At 70.0% G+C, this 15,204-nt stretch carries 18 protein-coding genes; 2 read left to right on the top strand and 16 right to left on the bottom strand.

Translation table 11 applies throughout. The features are described from left to right. Positions 1-19 precede the first annotated feature (19 nt). The 5 genes from COO58_RS22230 to COO58_RS22210 form a co-directional block, all read right to left on the bottom strand. Positions 20-499, bottom strand: coding sequence for a hypothetical protein (locus COO58_RS22230; protein ID WP_091571614.1), 480 nt, complete (start codon positions 497-499; stop codon positions 20-22). 169 nt (positions 500-668) lie between these two features. After that, complete coding sequence (locus tag COO58_RS22225) at positions 669-923, bottom strand: hypothetical protein (RefSeq protein ID WP_176558937.1); 255 nt, start codon at positions 921-923, stop codon at positions 669-671. 3 nt (positions 924-926) lie between these two features. Next, positions 927-1,385 (bottom strand): HAD family hydrolase, encoded by a 459-nt coding sequence (locus COO58_RS22220; RefSeq protein WP_091571622.1) that lies wholly within the window; start codon positions 1,383-1,385, stop codon positions 927-929. A gap of 125 nt (positions 1,386-1,510) precedes the next feature. After that, positions 1,511-2,029 carry an ATP-binding protein gene (locus tag COO58_RS22215; protein WP_098747376.1) on the bottom strand — a complete coding sequence of 173 codons (519 nt, stop codon included), beginning with the start codon at positions 2,027-2,029 and terminating at the stop codon, positions 1,511-1,513. Positions 2,030-2,387: 358 nt separating this feature from the next. Beyond that, complete coding sequence (locus tag COO58_RS22210; RefSeq protein ID WP_098747056.1) at positions 2,388-3,431, bottom strand: protein NO VEIN domain-containing protein; 1,044 nt, start codon at positions 3,429-3,431, stop codon at positions 2,388-2,390. A 202-nt stretch (positions 3,432-3,633) separates the two neighbouring features. Here COO58_RS22210 and COO58_RS30345 point away from each other — a divergent pair, with 202 nt between their 5' ends. Beyond that, complete coding sequence (locus COO58_RS30345) at positions 3,634-3,801, top strand: hypothetical protein (protein WP_176558936.1); 168 nt, start codon at positions 3,634-3,636, stop codon at positions 3,799-3,801. Positions 3,802-4,363: 562 nt separating this feature from the next. On the opposite strand, the gene COO58_RS22205 is transcribed toward COO58_RS30345, so the two are convergent. The 10 genes from COO58_RS22205 to COO58_RS22160 all read right to left on the bottom strand — a co-directional run bounded on the left by COO58_RS22205 (position 4,364) and on the right by COO58_RS22160 (position 12,650). Then, positions 4,364-5,932: a hypothetical protein gene (locus COO58_RS22205; protein ID WP_098747054.1), complete on the bottom strand. Its 1,569-nt coding sequence runs from the start codon at positions 5,930-5,932 to the stop codon at positions 4,364-4,366. A gap of 4 nt (positions 5,933-5,936) precedes the next feature. Continuing rightward, a complete protein-coding gene (locus COO58_RS22200) occupies positions 5,937-6,677 on the bottom strand; it encodes a DNA cytosine methyltransferase (protein ID WP_098747052.1) in 741 nt (246 codons plus the stop codon). Beyond that, the gene (locus COO58_RS22195) at positions 6,674-7,666 is read right to left on the bottom strand and encodes a bifunctional DNA primase/polymerase (protein WP_098747050.1); all 993 of its coding nucleotides are present in this window, start codon (positions 7,664-7,666) and stop codon (positions 6,674-6,676) included. Before COO58_RS22195 ends, COO58_RS22200 begins: the two co-directional genes overlap by 4 nt. A gap of 9 nt (positions 7,667-7,675) precedes the next feature. Further along, positions 7,676-7,981 carry a hypothetical protein gene (locus tag COO58_RS22190; RefSeq protein ID WP_255292748.1) on the bottom strand — a complete coding sequence of 102 codons (306 nt, stop codon included), beginning with the start codon at positions 7,979-7,981 and terminating at the stop codon, positions 7,676-7,678. Next, positions 7,978-8,268 (bottom strand): hypothetical protein, encoded by a 291-nt coding sequence (locus COO58_RS22185; protein WP_098747048.1) that lies wholly within the window; start codon positions 8,266-8,268, stop codon positions 7,978-7,980. The genes COO58_RS22190 and COO58_RS22185 overlap by 4 nt, the downstream gene beginning before the upstream one ends. Then, the gene (locus COO58_RS22180; protein ID WP_098747046.1) at positions 8,265-8,513 is read right to left on the bottom strand and encodes a hypothetical protein; all 249 of its coding nucleotides are present in this window, start codon (positions 8,511-8,513) and stop codon (positions 8,265-8,267) included. The genes COO58_RS22185 and COO58_RS22180 overlap by 4 nt, the downstream gene beginning before the upstream one ends. 142 nt (positions 8,514-8,655) lie before the next feature. Beyond that, positions 8,656-10,875 carry a cell division protein FtsK gene (locus COO58_RS22175; RefSeq protein ID WP_098747044.1) on the bottom strand — a complete coding sequence of 740 codons (2,220 nt, stop codon included), beginning with the start codon at positions 10,873-10,875 and terminating at the stop codon, positions 8,656-8,658. A 91-nt stretch (positions 10,876-10,966) separates the two neighbouring features. Continuing rightward, positions 10,967-11,758, bottom strand: a complete 792-nt coding sequence (locus COO58_RS22170) for an ABC transporter permease (RefSeq protein WP_098747043.1) — start codon at positions 11,756-11,758, stop codon at positions 10,967-10,969. A 70-nt stretch (positions 11,759-11,828) separates the two neighbouring features. After that, positions 11,829-12,068, bottom strand: coding sequence for a DUF6284 family protein (locus COO58_RS22165; RefSeq protein WP_098747041.1), 240 nt, complete (start codon positions 12,066-12,068; stop codon positions 11,829-11,831). A gap of 339 nt (positions 12,069-12,407) precedes the next feature. Beyond that, positions 12,408-12,650, bottom strand: a complete 243-nt coding sequence (locus COO58_RS22160) for a helix-turn-helix domain-containing protein (RefSeq protein WP_098747039.1) — start codon at positions 12,648-12,650, stop codon at positions 12,408-12,410. 139 nt (positions 12,651-12,789) lie between these two features. On the opposite strand from COO58_RS22160, the gene COO58_RS22155 reads away from it, so the two are divergent. Next, a complete protein-coding gene (locus COO58_RS22155) occupies positions 12,790-14,058 on the top strand; it encodes a hypothetical protein (RefSeq protein WP_255292747.1) in 1,269 nt (422 codons plus the stop codon). Here COO58_RS22155 and COO58_RS22150 read toward each other — a convergent pair. Beyond that, entirely contained in the window at positions 14,038-15,072 is a 1,035-nt protein-coding gene (locus tag COO58_RS22150) for an NAD-dependent epimerase/dehydratase family protein (protein ID WP_098747037.1), read from the bottom strand. The two genes, COO58_RS22155 and COO58_RS22150, sit on opposite strands and share 21 nt — an antisense overlap. Positions 15,073-15,204 lie beyond the last annotated feature (132 nt).

Here is a 15,204-nt window from a genome sequence, read left to right as displayed (position 1 = left end):
CGGGGCCGTCGGGCGTGGCTCAGAGGCAGATCCAGCAGTAGATGCTGTCCCCGCTCGCGCGCGCTCGCCGGGCCAGCCCGACGAACTCCCGCAGACGCGACAGCATGACCTCCGGCTGCGTGTCGCTGTAGTACGACAGCTCCTCGATCTGCGACCATCGCTCGGCCAGGTCCGGCAAGCGGTCGTCGGGGATCCCGGCGAGAGCGTCCCGGGCGCGTTCGCCCAGCACGACGACCCAGGGTCCCTCGTACTCGCGGTCCTGCGCGACGCCGTCCGGCCAGACGAGTCGATCCCCGACCAGGTCGGTGGACCACGGCACGTCGAGGGCGAACGCGACGACCTTGCCGAGGACGACGGCTGGATCGATCGCCGCGCCGTCCACGGCATCCGCGACGGGGGAGTCTCCCGCCCGCACCACGGGTCCGCCGTCGATGGCGGCCATCAGCTTCGCGACGGCCTCGTCGTCGGGAGCGCGGAAGTAGTCGTACAGAACACCCACAGGAGCCTCCGGTCGGACGTCGTGCCGCCGCCGGCGGGCGACCGGGAGAACATATCCGAACGGCTGTACGGGGGCCGTCGCCCGCGCAGGGTGTCTGCCGGTGCCCGGGAGTCTCGGCCCCAGCGCCGTCGGCTTTCGCGCGGTACGCCCCGGCGTCCGTCGCCGCGCCTCAGCGGCACAGATCGCCGGGGTAGGCGTCCAGCTGGCCGGTCTTCCGCCTCACCACGAGGTGATACTGCGGCGTGCGGTGCTCAGGTGGTCCGAAGTCCTCGACCCAGATCGTCTCTCCGGCCTGGACCACGACCGGGCGCTCGGGCACGAAGTTGCGCCACTCGGTGAGCAGCGTCAAGCGGTCCGCCTGCTCGGGCCCTGTCCGGTAGGGCCTGTTCACGCGGGGCCCCGGGTATCGGTTCTTCTTGCCCATGTCTCACCGCCGTCGCTCGCACGCCTGGTCGGCCGCCGTGTCGGGCACGCCAACGCCTCGCAGTACCTCGACAGCGGCCACCACGTCCGTGACGGTGCGGTCGGGCGGAGCGAGTTCCGCCGGCCAGTCCTTGCCTCGGCTGACCCAGATGGTGGCAAGCCCTGCCGCGCGGCCACCCTCGACATCAAGTACAGGGCTGTCACCGATCGCCCAGCCCCCGCCCCGCAGATCGAGGCCGCACCCACGGGCCGCCGCCTCGAAGATCTCGCGTGCTGGCTTCCGGATGCCCAACTCTCCGGAAACTGCCCAGGCATCGACGCATCGGTCCAGCCCGGTACGCCTGATCTTCCCCAGCTGATTGTCGGCCTGACCGTTGGTCACGATCGCGACCGCCCAGCGCCGGAATGCCTCCGAACGGTCCACGAGCGTGTTGTCGAGATCGAAGAGCGCCAACCGCTGCATGGTCAACAACCGTACCGAGCGGTTGAGGCGGATCTCCTCGTCGGCCCGTCCAGCCTGTCCCGAACGGTGGCAAGGTGGAGCCCACCTGCTCGCGGCCGCGTGTGCCGTACACGGCCTTCAGCTCGTCAGTCGGCGGCCACCTCCACAACTTCCTCCCCCTCGCCGAACGGCGGCTCGAAGCTCTGGAGGTAGCGGTCCAGCAGGTCGTCGGTGATCGGAAAAGCGGCGTTGGCGTCGAAGCGCTCAGCTCGCGCGTGGAGACGCTGTCGCAGCAGCGCCGGGTCGGTCTTCAGGTAGACGAGGCGCCAACGGGCCCCGGCCTGCTCGACCAGCTCCTTGTATGCCTGCCGACGTGACCGTTGCCAGAAGCTGGAGTCGATGACGACGTTGCGGCGCTGTGCGATGAGTGAGAGCAACCGCTCCCGCACAGCCTGCCTCGCGACTTCGGTGTGCATCTCGTACTGGTCGGGCTCGTAGTCGATGCCGTAGCGACCGAAGCGACGCCAGATCTCCTCATCGACGGACAGGCGGACGTAACCCATGGCCTCGAGGCCGTTGGCGAATGTCGTCTTTCCCGCGCCAGCCACCCCGCACATCAGGACCACCTCAGGTTGTTCAGGAAGCCCTGCTTCGTCCGCTCTCATGGTCGCCAGGGTGGCGGACAGGACCGGCGCTGTCGCCTGGAATTCGGCTACGAAGCCGCGAAGCACGCCTTCGGCTGACTCGGCCGCACGAATGGCGGTACGGAGGCCGTGGAGATCTTCCCGACCCGGATCGGGAAGCCGCTGACCTGTGGTGGGGAGGGTGCGCCCGGCAGGATTCGAACCTGCGGCCTTGGGATTAGAAGTGGCCTCTATGGGTGCGACTGAGGTATCTACAGAGCGCTTTAGCTGCATCTGATGCGGCTTTGGTCGACTGAATCAACTCTGGTTGCCTGCATTTCGCACCACGCGCAGCCCCACGCTCAGCGCCACTAAGTTGCGTCAGGCGACCTCCAGAGGGCTACCCGCTGTAGCGTCGAGCGCCCGACCTCGGGAGCTGGTACCGGTAGCGCGTTGGCTTCAAGGAGGCCTCGGCGGGCGTCCACGACTCCCACACCCGCACGCGGCCACCGGATGTCTCGACAGTGCCGTCCGGCAACCGTCGCCAGTCGATGAGGTCTACGACGACGAGATGGGTATCGGCCGCTGCGGCATGCTCAACTTCGTTGAATGTGAGCTCTACGGCGTCAGCATCGCCGGACGATCCCTTGACCTCGACGTGAAGCTCGCGCTGCCCAGCAGTGGCGTGCACGTCGTAGGACTTGGTGCCACCAACGTCCTTCACGTCGTAGCCCTGGGTGATGTAGTGCCTCAGCACCCAGTCGACGGCGTGGCGCTCGATGGCCAAACGAACCACCTCGTCACGCAGGTACCCGGCACCCCGTCGCTCCCGGGCTGCGACGGCGAGCTCGGATGGCGCCGGCCGCTGCCTCGGAACTTGACGGCGCTCTGCCCGAGGTATCTGCCTAAGGTCCGGGACCGCCGCAACCACGGCGGCCGGCAGCTTCACCAAGTAGCCCTGTGCTGCTCGCACCGGACGCTTGTCGGAGAAGGCGAAAGGGAAGTAGAGGCTTCCCCGGTGGTGTGCCTCTAGCTTCTCCTTGATCCTTCGGAGCTTGCCCTCCACGCTTCGGAAGGCATCTTGAGTGACCGGGCGCGCCAGCGTGGTGTAGCCGGTCAGGGCGTACCGCCACGAGGGCTCGGGGCCTGCAAGTGGGCGGCCTCTGCCGTAGCTGCCTTGAGATGCCCAGACGATCTCGTCTTCCTCCGGCCCTTCGGCTGCCGTCGAGTACCCGACGATGCCGGGGGCCCCGAGGAGCGACTTGTGCCAGTGAAGGATCAGGTCTCCCGGTTGGACAGCGGTGACCAGAGCGTAGGACCAGTACTCGCGTCCGGCGTCGTCAACCTGCGGGGCATGAAGGTCGGCGCCCAGGTCCCTGCGGTCAGTGATTTCCATCCAGAAGCACTCGGCGGGATCTTCACGCCACCACTCATTGATCCCCACATGATGTGTCTACCCGATCAGCCATCTAGATGTGACCCCGACACGACTCGCTGATGCTCAACCGGAGTGGCGGTGCGGATGTACTAAAGCCACCGTCTACTCTGGTCGGCGGTGTCCGCACCGCTCTCGGTCGATGCGTCGATGGTCTTTCGCCAACCTGGCGACAGGCCATCGCCTATCGAATGAGGGGAGGTGATGTGACATGCAGGATGAGAAGTCAGTCGAGCGCACTTGCTCGGCCGCCACCCGGCCCGCCACCGGCTGCCACCGGCGACGGGCGTTTCGGGTAGCCTTCTCGATCCTTCGAGGGTTAGCTCTGGCGGCGACGATCGCGAAGTCCGCGATCGACATCTTCAGCAAGCCCACCTGACGGATCAAGCCCTGCCACACGCTGCCCCCGGTCCCGGGTCCTCACTCGGACGGGGGCAGTCGTGTATTCGGATCAGGTCTCGTCGACCTCATCCAGTTTTTCATCGACGAGGTTACACCGACCCCCGGAAATACTCCGTCTCTAGGTTGTGCATTTTCCGGCGAGTCGGTCAACCGGCGGGTGCCCCTGTTGCCCGGAGGCGATCAACCATGTGCGGGGGTGGAGCGACATCCTTCAGAGCCTGGCGTGTCGGTAGTGGCTTGGGCTCTTAGCTGGCTTGGTCTACGCGGGTCGGTGGCGGTGGTCGTCGGTCGTTGTGGGAGGGGCTGAACCATCTCCGCATCTCCGCATCTCCGCAAACATGGCTGTGAGCTGGGCGAATGCTTGCGGAGATGCGGAGTGCCGTTGACCGGTCATCTCCGCAGTCGGGGTTCATCTCCGCACCAAGGTTGCGGAGATGCGGAGATCGATGGTCCTTGAGGGTCTGATCTCCGCAGGGTGTTTCCCTGGTGGTGGGGGGTGGTGCGGCGTTGCGGAGATGCGGAGATGGTTCAGCGGGTTTTTAGCCCTGGTGGCGTTCGACCCAGAACACGGCCCGGTCGCCGCGTTCGTTGCGGCCTGCTCGGATGACGTGATCGCCGCGCCAGCGTCCGGCCTGTCCGGTGAGCAGCCGGCCGAGTTGCAGCGGGTTGGGCAGTCGTCCGGCGGCGGTGGTGATGAACTGGCCGTCCCACGGGTCGTGGGCGTCGCTGCCGAGGTGTAGGGGTTCGGCGTCGCGGCGGAGGTCGGCGGCGGTCACGGGCTGACCGGCGTGGCGCTCGTGCCAGGTGGTGAGGAACGCGCGCCAGCGCGTTTCGTCTTCATCGATCTCCCGTACCTCGGCGGCGTTGGTGAGGAACCCGTCGATCCCGTGGTGGGCCAGGAATCCCCCGAGGGCTTGCGCCCACGGGGTGAACTGCCGCATCGACAGCCCGGTGACCTTCGGCGCTCCCTGCCGCGTCCAGTCGAGCACCAGCACCAGCAGGTGCCACAGCACGGTGAGCTGATTGGCCGGGACGGTGATCCACTGGTCGAGGTGGGGGATGCCGAATCCGGTTTGGTCGCGCAGTTCGGGGCGGGGCATGTCCGGGTCGAGGTGGACGCGGACGGTGCGGGAGGCCATGTCGCCGCCGACTTGCAGGTTGTTGCCGGTGGCCATCCACAGTCGGTCGTTGACGGTGGCGATGTTCCGCGAGGCGCCGAGCTGCCGGTCGGACCACACGCCGTTGGTGACGAGTTGGGCGAGCACGGCGGAGTCGATGACGGTGCCCTCGGCGAGGTTGTCCCAGATGACCACGCCGACCTGCTCGGCGAACACCGCCGTGATGGACTTGCGCAGTTCCTCATCGGCGTAGGCCCAGTTCATGACCCGCTGCCCGTAGAGCATCCCCGGCCCGGCGGTGAGGATCGTCTTGCCGGATGACGGCATGGTCGCGTCGATCAGCGCGAACGGGGTCAAGCTGCGGGTGAAGTGCCGCAGGATCGGCGTGGCCAACAGCGCCACGTAGTTGGCCCGGTCCGCCGCGCTGGCCCACGGGAAATCGCGCAGGAACCGGCCGAGCAGGAACGTCCGCGCCTCGGCCACCTGCTCCGGGGTGGGTGCGTCGGGCACGGTGGGTAGGGCGACCTTTGAGGCGAGGTAGAGGCCGGTGGTGCGGTCGTAGCCGGGAGTCTGCAACAGGGTGCCGTCGCGGCGCAGCACGGGAGCGCCGATGATCCCGCGCAGCGGTGCCACACCCGGCCACGTCTTCCCGGCCAGCACGGAGGACAGGACTTCCCGAGACGGGGTGGTCTCTTCTTCGTAGGGTTCCGGGTCGCCGCCGTCGCCTTTGCGGGTGCGCATCCGGTAGACGTAGGCGTGTTCGGCGAGCAGCCCGGCCAGGCCGGCGGGGTTGATGACGCTGGCCGACACCGGCAGCGGCGAATCCTCATCAGCGGCCGGGGCGAGATCCCCGGACACGGCTTCCATGTGCACCAACCGACCGGCGGACACGTACGTGTCCGGAAGCAGCCCGTCGACCAGCGCGGCCTTGAGCGCGCGGATGCTCTCCGGGCCGGTGCCGACCTTCAACCGGGTGGCTTCGGTAGTCATCGGGTCACCTGCCTTCGTGGTGGTCGAGGACGATGCGGCCGATGTGTTCGGCGACGGCGGGGACGACGGCGTTGCCGAGGGCGGTAAGGCGGTCCACCCGGTCGGGAAGCCCATAAGCCACTCGATCCACTCCGGGTTCGGCCGCCCACCGACCAGATCGGGAAGGTTCACACCGCTCTTGGTCCGTTCGCGGCGTCGGGCCAGTCCAGCCGGGCTGAGCCCACCTCGGCGTGCGTCGGCTGCTTTGGGCGTGGGCCAGGACGAACAGGCGGGCGCGTGGGTGTGGGGCGCCCATCTCGCAAGCTCTGACAACGCCGGCGCGGGCGGTGTAGCCGAGGTCAGCCAGGTCGGCCAGGACTCGCGAGAGTCCTCGGGTGCGGTGGCCCAGGACGTTCTCCCCGATGACGTAGCGGGGTCGCAGGGCATAAACGACGTCGGCCATCGCGGGCCACAGCCAACGGGGGTCGGCATCCCCGAGCCGTTTCCCGGCGGTCGACTCGCCCTGGCATGGGTAGCCGCCGGCGACGACATCGACGCGGGGACGGGGCCGGGAGCGCCACCAGGCGGCGGCAGTGCGTACGTCGTCATGTGAGGGCACCTCCGGCCAGTGCTTGCGTAGGACGGCTCGGCAGAACGGGTTGATCTCGACGTGCCCGACGATCCGCATCCCCGCCCGCTGCAACCCCAGCGACATCCCACCGATACCGGCGAACAGCTCCAACACGTTCAAGCGGCTGCCGTTCATGCCGCCTCCCTGATGTCGTTGAGCCGGCGGGGCTGGCGGGCGCCGACGCGCAGCCCGGACGCGATCGTGCGGGCGATCTCGGCGTGCCGCAGGCCGATGGACAGGGCGACCGGTTCCAGGACGGCGGTCACGTCGTCGTCGGTGAGCGCGCCCCCGGCGGCGAGCTGCCCGAGCGCGACGGCTGAGGTGAACAGGGCGTGGTTGCGTTGGCCGTCCGGGGCGGCGGCCAGGTGGGCGACCTGGCGGCGGATCGCGGCGGCCAGGTAACGGCTGTGCCGGTCGGCCGGCAGGCTCACCGCGGCTGCCTGCCGTGCCGGTCGCGGTGCGGGGGTGAGCAGCCCGGCCAGCCACGTCGGTAGCGGCGCGGGGTCGACGTCGAGGGCGACGGTATAGGGGCGGCCGGCGACGGTGCAGCCGGCGGCGACGACGTAGCCGCCGTGGGCGCGGGTGTCGACCTTCCAGCCGAGGCCGCCCCGGTCGCCGGTGGTGTTGCGCAGCGCCGGGCCGGTGGCCGGGTGACGGTAGTAGAGGTGGGTGCCGCCGCTGCCGGTGCTCACGGTGTAGGTGGCGTCGATACCGGTGCGGGGTCCGGCGTCCGGGCCGAAGCCGTCGAACGGGTCGATCGGGGTGCCGTGCCGGTCGGCGAGGGTGGCGAACACCGCCCACCCGTCGCACGCTCCCGCCCAGTCGGGCGGTGGGGTGTCGTCGGGGTGCTTGGGCACGTCGAGATCGACCACGACCAGGCCGGACGGCCCGCACGCGATGCCGATGCCGTAGGGGCGGGTCGACCACGCGCGGTGTATGCGGTCCGGGTCGCAGGTGGCGCGCTGCTCCCACCCGGTGTGCCCGGCACGGCAGCGCGGGTCGCGGCCGGTGCAGTCGTTGGCGGTGTGGTCGGGGAACGCGGGTCGCTTGTCGTCGGGGCGTAGCGGGAAGACGTGCCAGCCGCGTGCCGCGTGGGCGAGCGCGGCGGCGAGCAGGTCAGGCATGGGGATCTCCTAGGCGGGTCGGCGGTGGGCGCGGGCGGCGTCGAGGTCGATCAGCGCGCCCGTCGCGCTGTCCGGGGTGCGGGTGGGCCGGCGTAGGGCGGCGGCGATGCTCAGGCGCAGGTAGAGCCGGTGGCGGCCGGCGTCGGCACCGGTCAGCGGCCACCGGGCGCCGCGCTGGGCGAGGTGTCCGGCGGCGGTCAGGGCGGCGGTGGCGGCGTCCAGCTCGGCCGGCGTGCCGGTCAACCAGACTTCGAGGCCGCCGGTCAGGTGCGGGTCGCGGGGAGATGCGCCGTCGCGGCGGGGCCGGGGCGTCACGCGGCCCGCCCCGGTCGCGGCCGGGCAGCGATGGCGGCGCGGGTGACGGCCTGGCGCAGGTCGCCGAGCAGACCCACCAACTGACGGCGGGCGGCCACCTCGCCCGGGGCGAGGGCCACGCGGAGGCGCACCTCGGCGTGTTCGCGTCCGGCGGTGGTCCGCACGCGGATGAGGACGGCGCGGGCGTGGCCGGGGATGTCGACGACGATTTCGGGTGAGCGGTGCTCGCCGAGGCCGCAGCGGTGGTTTCGTCCACACCAGTCGGTGTGACCGGCGGGGCGGCTCATCGGTGCGCCTCGGCGCGCAGCCGGCGGAAGACGTTGAACACGCGGCGCCCGGTGCGCAGCCGCAGTCCCCGGTCGCAGCGGCGGCAGGCACGCGGCCGGCGCAGGACGCGGGTGGTGGTGTGGCCGGTACCGGCGCACAGCTGGCAGCGCTTGAACGGGCTGACCCAGCACAGCAGGGCGTAACCGAGCGTGACCAGCAGGGTGGAAGCGGCGAGGATGCTAGCGAGGGTGAGCAGGGGGTCCACAAGTGCCTCCCGGGCCGGTTTTTGGGTGCGCGGGGCCGTGAGCTGCTATCTGCTAGGCGGCAGCTCATGATTCGTGCGAGGTGCTAGCGGGGGTGCTAGCGCTAGCAGGTCGGGCCGCTAGCGCTAGCACCCTCCGACCGGGTTAGCCAGCGGACCGCTTGCGGTCACGCTCCGCAATCGCGGCGAGCAGGTCGGTGTGCTTGATGCCGCGCCGGGTGACGGGCTTGCCGTCGATGCGGCGCCCCACGTCGCCGACCTTGATCAGGGGGTGGGGCTTGAGAACGGTGGTGAGCTGCGCGGCCTCCCACCCGCCGTACACGTCGGGTCGCAGCTCGGCGAGCAGGCCGCACAGCGTCTCGTTCCACGCGGCCTTGTCGTCGCCCGGCCACACCCGCGCCAGGTCGCCGAGCACGTCCGCCACCGGGGCAACCTCGCGGGTCTGCTCGTTCGGCGTGGGCAGCGTGCCGGCCGTGGTCCGCAGGGCGACGGCGCGGGTGACGATGCGGGCGGCGGCGGTGGTGTCGACGTAGAACGACCGCACGGCCGACGCCTTCGGCCCGAAGCCGCGCAGGATGCCCCACCCCGCCTCGATCACCGGCTGAAACACCGTCGCCCGGTAGCCGTTCTTGTAGGCCGACGTCCCGAGGATCATGTCGTTCGCGGTCTGGTCGGCGACCGACAGGCAGAAGCGGGAGTTGACGTTGCGGGTGATGCCGGTCGGCAGGCTGTCCTTGTCGGGGATCTGCGTCCCGATCATGATGATCACGCCCAGCGCCCGGCCCAGCTTGATGACCTTCTCCAGCAGTTCTCCGGCGTCCTTGCCGTACTTGCTGGTCATCAGCTCTTGCAGCTCATCGAACCACGCCACCAGCGGATGCAGCCCGGACCCTTTCAGGCTGGCCAGTTCGGGGGTGACTTTGTTCTCCGGGGCCTTGCCCAACCGGGCGTAGTGCTCGATGCGCTTGGAGCGGCGGCGGCACTCCTCGTAGAGCCACTCGATGAACCCGAAGCAGCGAGCGAGGGTGTCGTCGTCGAAGCCGTTGCCGTACTCGGCCATCACCGGCTCCAAGACGGCGAAGTCCCCCACGCCCTTCAACTCGTAGCCTCGGATCTCGGCGCGCGGGTCGAGGGCGGCGGCCAGGATCAGATCCCGCAACGCGAACGTCTTCCCCGATCCGGGCTGGCCACCGAACAGGAAGTTGCGGAACATCAGGTCCACCGCCACCGTGTCGAGACGCGGGGTGGTGGCGAACGGGAACGCCTTGAACACGTCCACCTTCGCCGAGGCCGACAGCAGCGGCCACAGCGGCTGCTTCATCTGCGACGCCGGCTCATACCCGACCCACAGCGCCAACCGGCCCGTGTGCCCGGCGGCCGGCTCGGGCCACACCTGGTCGAGCGGGAGGCGCATGGCCGAGGCGAGCCGGCCGCGCCGGGCGACCACCTCGGCGGCCTCCACCCCGTACGGGAGGTCGACCACGGCGAGGTGGCCGGGGCCGTCGCGGTGGATGTCCACCGGGAACGAGATGGCCTTCGGGTCCTTCGCCACCGCCGAGTTGATGCCGGGCATTTGCAGCGACGTGAGCGCCCGTCGCACCAGGTCGGCGGTCAGCTTGCGGTAGCGGTTGCCCTCGCTCACCCGGTCGGTGAGCGGCTTGTCAGCCGGGCGGCCGAGCGTGGCCAGCAGCGGCACCACAGCCAGCAGCGCGGCGTAGCGCCACCACGCGGGGCCGAGCGCCAGCACCACCGCGCCGACGACGGTGGCGGCGGCCGAGGCGGCGAGGACCCACCACCGCCACACCGTCTGGCGCTGCCGGCGGGCGTCGAGCTTCATCCACGTGTCCGCATCACCCCGGGACGCGGCGGCCTGCCGCAGGTGCCAGTTGCCCTCCTCGGCGCTGGCCCAGCGCAGCGCCCGACCGAAGCCGCGGAACAGTCCGACCGGCGCCCACACCGCCGTCTTCGCCGCGTACTTCGGCAGCCGAACCCCGTGGTAGGCGGTCATGTAGCCGGCGTCCTTGAGCATGTGGCGCAACGCGGCCAACAGGGCACGCCAGGAACGCGCCCAGTCGGCCAGGATCGGCCGGCGGTCCCGCTGCCGGGCCAACACCTCCCGGGGGATGTCCTCGGCCGTGTCGACCGGCCCGCCGTCGCGGCCGGGGCCGTCGTCGACGCTCTCGGCGTCGCCGCCCTGCTCGGCGTCGTCGTCGTTGTCGGCCGGCGGGCGCGGCCGGGGGGTGCGGCGAGCGCGGGCGTCGTCCAGGTCGACCACCTCGGCATCCGGGCCGGCGGTGCTCGGGTCAGTCAGGTCCGCTTCGGCGGCCTGCCAGTCGAAGCGGTCGTCATCTCGGGGGGACGTCATGATGGGGGTTCCTCCAACGGTCGACAGATCGGTAGGGGGCCGGCGGCACGGCATCGGTTTCCTAGGCCTGGGGCCGTGCCGCCGGGCGGGGCTAGTCGTGCGTGCGGACCAGGTGCGCGAGTGCGGCGCCCATGCCGAGCACCGCGACCGGCAGGCAGGCCACGGCGGTGGTGATCCACCACGGGGCCGAGGTGACCCCGGCGGCTTCCAGCAGGTGGTAGGCGACCTGGCCGAGCGCACCGACGACCAGGGAGCCGAGGGCGGACCACTTCGCGAACCGCAGCGCCGGGGCCGGGACTCGGCCGGACAGCCACACGTAGAGCGCGTACGCGCCGTACGTCTCGACCCCGATCGGGAGGGTGATCGCGGAGTTGATGGAGAAGCTGTCCCAGATGCCGGGGAGCGGGTGCACGACGCCGAACCCGGTGAGTCCGCCGAGGCCGACCCACCCGGACCAGATCGCGACGAATGCCGGCAGTGCCAGCAACACCACCGGCCACGCCACCGCCCGGCGTACCGGGGCGGTCGCGGTCGGCGTGTCCGGGCGACTGACCGCGGTGGCCTCGGCCGGCGGCTCGGCCGGCGTGATCTCCGGGGCGGGCGTCGGGTCCGCCTCGACCGGCGACGCGGGCTCGGGTACGGCTGGCGGGTCGGCCGGGTCCGTGGCGTCCGGCTCGGCGGTGTCGGCCGGCGGCGTGGCGGGCTCGGCCTTGAGCAGCGTGAGCAGTTCACCGGCCTTGGGTGCGCCGATGCGGAACTCGCGCATCAGCCGGTTACGGGACGGGAACGCCTCGCCCTCGGGCAGGTTCAGCGCGCGGGCGGCGGGCAACAGGTCTTCGATGGGCTGCGGGTAGCGCGTGCCGTTAATGGTCGGGGCAGTCATGGCAGGTGGCCTCCGGTCAGGCGAGTAGGGCGGCAGGTCGGAACAGGTGGCCTTCGTTGGCGCCGGTCGGCTAGGCGGCCCGGTCGGTTCGGTTGCCGTCGAGCAGGGCGCGGGCCTCACGCAGGACGCGGCGCTGCGCTCGGCGGATGCGCTGCCAGTCCAGGTCGCTCGGGTGACCGTCGCTGGTCACGATGGCGATCTGCGCGTCGAGCAGCAGGACTTCCGCCTCGATCAAGGGCATCTCGCCCTCGATCGCGGCCAAGTCGTCGGCGGTCGGTCCGGGTGTCGGGAAGGGCTTGAAGCTGGTCACCTCGTGTCCTTTCGCGTGCCTCGCACCCCTTGCGAAGCGCATGTCTGTTGCGCAACAACGTAGCGATACGCGGGTCTGTTGCGCAAGTAGGTAGCGGTATGTTGGTGCGATGAGTGACGCCCGAGATGTGCTCTCAGCAGCGACGAAGCGATACCAACGGACCGAGGCGGCTCACGAGGCCGCCCGCGATGCCGTAGTGGCGGCTGTCCTCGCTGCCCTCCGCGAGGGCGTCGGCCCTTCCGAGGTTGAGAGGTTGTCGCCGTTCAGCGGGGCGTACATCCGGAAGTTGGCTCGGGAGAACGACATTCCGCCGGCGCCGCCAGGGCCGAAGCGTGCGGGCTAGCTGGCGGGCCTCAACGCGTAGTTGCCGGCGTCGACCAGGCCGTGAGCCAGGGCTGAAGCCTCCATGTCGTCGATGGCGCGGGCGGGGATCACGAACCGTCCTCGGACCTTGATGGCCGGGAACTGCCCGGCGTGGATGGCTCGGTAGAGAGTCACCTCCGACATGCCGAGAAGCGCAGCAGTGTCCGCGACGGACCGGAAGCGGGGGTGCTCCTCAACACGGGCGAGGGGTTCAGCCACGGGAGTCTCCTCAGTAGTCTGATGTGGCGAATGGCTTTCTGATATCCAGTGAAGTCGAAGTCGGACGGCGCGCCCATGCAAGGCAGGTGCAACCGTGCGGCAAGCCGATGCAACGAGCGCGGGGACCACGATGGCGGCGGTGGATCAGTGGACGGGGCGTCTCGCCTGCGCGCTGCAAGCCGCTGCCGGCATGACGAACGAGGGATTTGCCGGGTGGCTGGGCATCGCGGTCAGGACGGTCGCGTACTGGCACAGCCGGCCGGAAACCGTGCCCGGAAACGCGAATCAGGAGGTGCTGAACGCTGCCTTCGATCGACTCTCGGACGCAGTGAGATCACGTTTCCTCCACCACCTGAACAGCGGGGCTGGCAAGGAAGGAAGCCTCAGCGGTGGCCATGCTGTTGGTGATGTCGTGAGTGACGCTGCCGACGCAATCGTCAACGACTCGCTTCTGGCCAGTATCGGGGTACCGCACGAGTCGATCGAGGCATTGCAGCAGGACCTGGCGCTGCTGGCCAGGTCTGGTGGGATGGCTGCCTTCGACACGTTCTCAAGCGCACGCCGGCTGCGTGACGAAGCGCGAGCGCTCGCTGAGCGGACGCGTCGGCCGGGGGAGTTGGCCGACCTGTTCGTGGTCATCGGTCAGGGTGCCTCACTCATGGCCTCTACCGCCTTCGACCTCGGGCACTGGCACGAGTCGGCGGCGTTGGCCAGGGCGGCGACCCAGTACGCGGATCTCGCCGGCCACGCGTCGTTGAAGGCGTGGACGTACGGCCTGCAAATGACGCTGGCGAACTGGCGCAGTGAGCCGGATGCCGCCCTGAGCTACTTCGAGCGAGCGATGCGCGCGGCGCCTGACGGCGAGCCGAAGCTGAGGCTGCGCTACATCGCCGCTCGCTCCCACGCCCTGCTTGACGACTCAGAGTCGGTGGCGGCGGTGCTGGACGCTGCCCAGCGGGACCGGGAGGCGGCAGAGGGTCACCCCGACGGACTGGCTACCTCGACCGGCGGGGAGTTCGCATTCGGAGACGCGCGCGCCGCGGCTTGCGCCGCCGCCGCATGGCTCGACCTCCGTAACGGTGACCAGGCCGCAAGGTACGCCCGTGAGGCGCTGAGCGTCTACGAAGCGCTGCCGGCGGCGAGGCGGCCGTACTCGCAGATCAATGGGACGAACATCGACGTAGCCGCAGCGCACCTCCACATGCGGGACAAGGACGGCGCTGCGGAAGCGCTGCGTACCGTTCTCGAACTGCCTCCCCACAAGCGCAACGTCTCGCTGACTGGCCGGCTGGCCCGGATCGAGCGTCTGCTGAACGAAGCGCCGTGGAGCGGCGACGCCGAGGCGCGGCAGCTCGGCGAGCGCATCGCAGCGTGGCTGTCGGAGACTTCAGCTCGACCGCTCACCTGACCGGTGCCAGGCGGCTAACACCTGAGCTTCCTTCTCCCGACTGATGCCGATTTCGGCGGCCCGATCGTGGTTGCTGGCCTCGCCGCTCTCCACCATCCAGCGCCAGGTGTCGCGGACGGTCAGGGAGAGCGGCCGGCAGCGCAGGCCGGCTGTCTGCGCCTTGGCCGTGTCGACGCGCCAGACGCCGTCGAACGTGCGCCAAAGGGGTAGCTCGGACCACTGCCGCACGCCTTGGCTGAGCAACACCTCGTCGGGCACCCAGTCGAAGGAGGCGTCAGCGCGGGTCGCATGGGCGCAGTCCGCCAGCAGTCCGCCGAAGGTGGCGCCACCCATCGGGGCGCAGGCGTTGAACGCGCCGGAGGATCCTTCGGTGATTTTGTGAAGTGCGAAGGCAGCCAAGTCGCGCACATCGACTGGCTGGATGGTGCGGTCGGGGGAGCCGGGGGCCAGGACGTCGCCACCAGCAGCCACCCGGCGCAGCCACCACGGCAGGCGGCCGACGTACTCACGCGGGCCGAGCACGACGCCGGGGCGCAGGAGCGTTGTCCGTTCAGCTCCGAAGGCGGCGACGGCTGCCGCCTCGCAGCCGGCTTTTTGGTATCCGTACTGGGTTGGTCCGTCCTCAGTGTCGGTGCCGTAGTCGGGTCCGGCGTCAGCCGGGCAGTAGAGCACCTCGGACCGCTCGCTAAGGGGCTTCAGTGGCCAGTCTCGGTAGACGCTGACCGTGGACATGAAGACGTAGCTCCCGGCGACGGAAGCGAGTGCGCGAGCCACGTCGAGAACGTTCCTAGGCACGTAGCCTGAGGTGTCGACCACGGCATCCCAAGGGCCAGCGGCGGCGAGGGCGGCGACGTCCTCAGGACGGGTCCGGTCGCCCCGGATGGGCCGTACAGCCTCTAGCCAGGGGTCGGAGGTGCCGCGGTTGAACGTGGTGACAGTCCAGCCTGCGTTAAGGGCGGCAGTTACAACGGCATGACCGACGAACCATGTTCCTCCGAGCACAAGCAGACGCATCAGCCCATCATGCCCCTTGGTCGCGTCGGGCTGCACGATGGGCTGGCTAATCGCAAGACATTGGCGGGAAAGAGACAGCTGCGTGAACGCTGGCCATCTCTCTGCTACCTTCTTGCGACTATTGGTAGCGGT

Origin of the sequence: Micromonospora sp. WMMA1996 (assembly GCF_002573675.1) — a bacterium.
Lineage (GTDB): Bacteria > Actinomycetota > Actinomycetes > Mycobacteriales > Micromonosporaceae > Micromonospora > Micromonospora sediminicola.
Note: the sequence above shows the minus strand (reverse complement) of the source record. Positions and strands in the feature narration are given on the sequence as shown.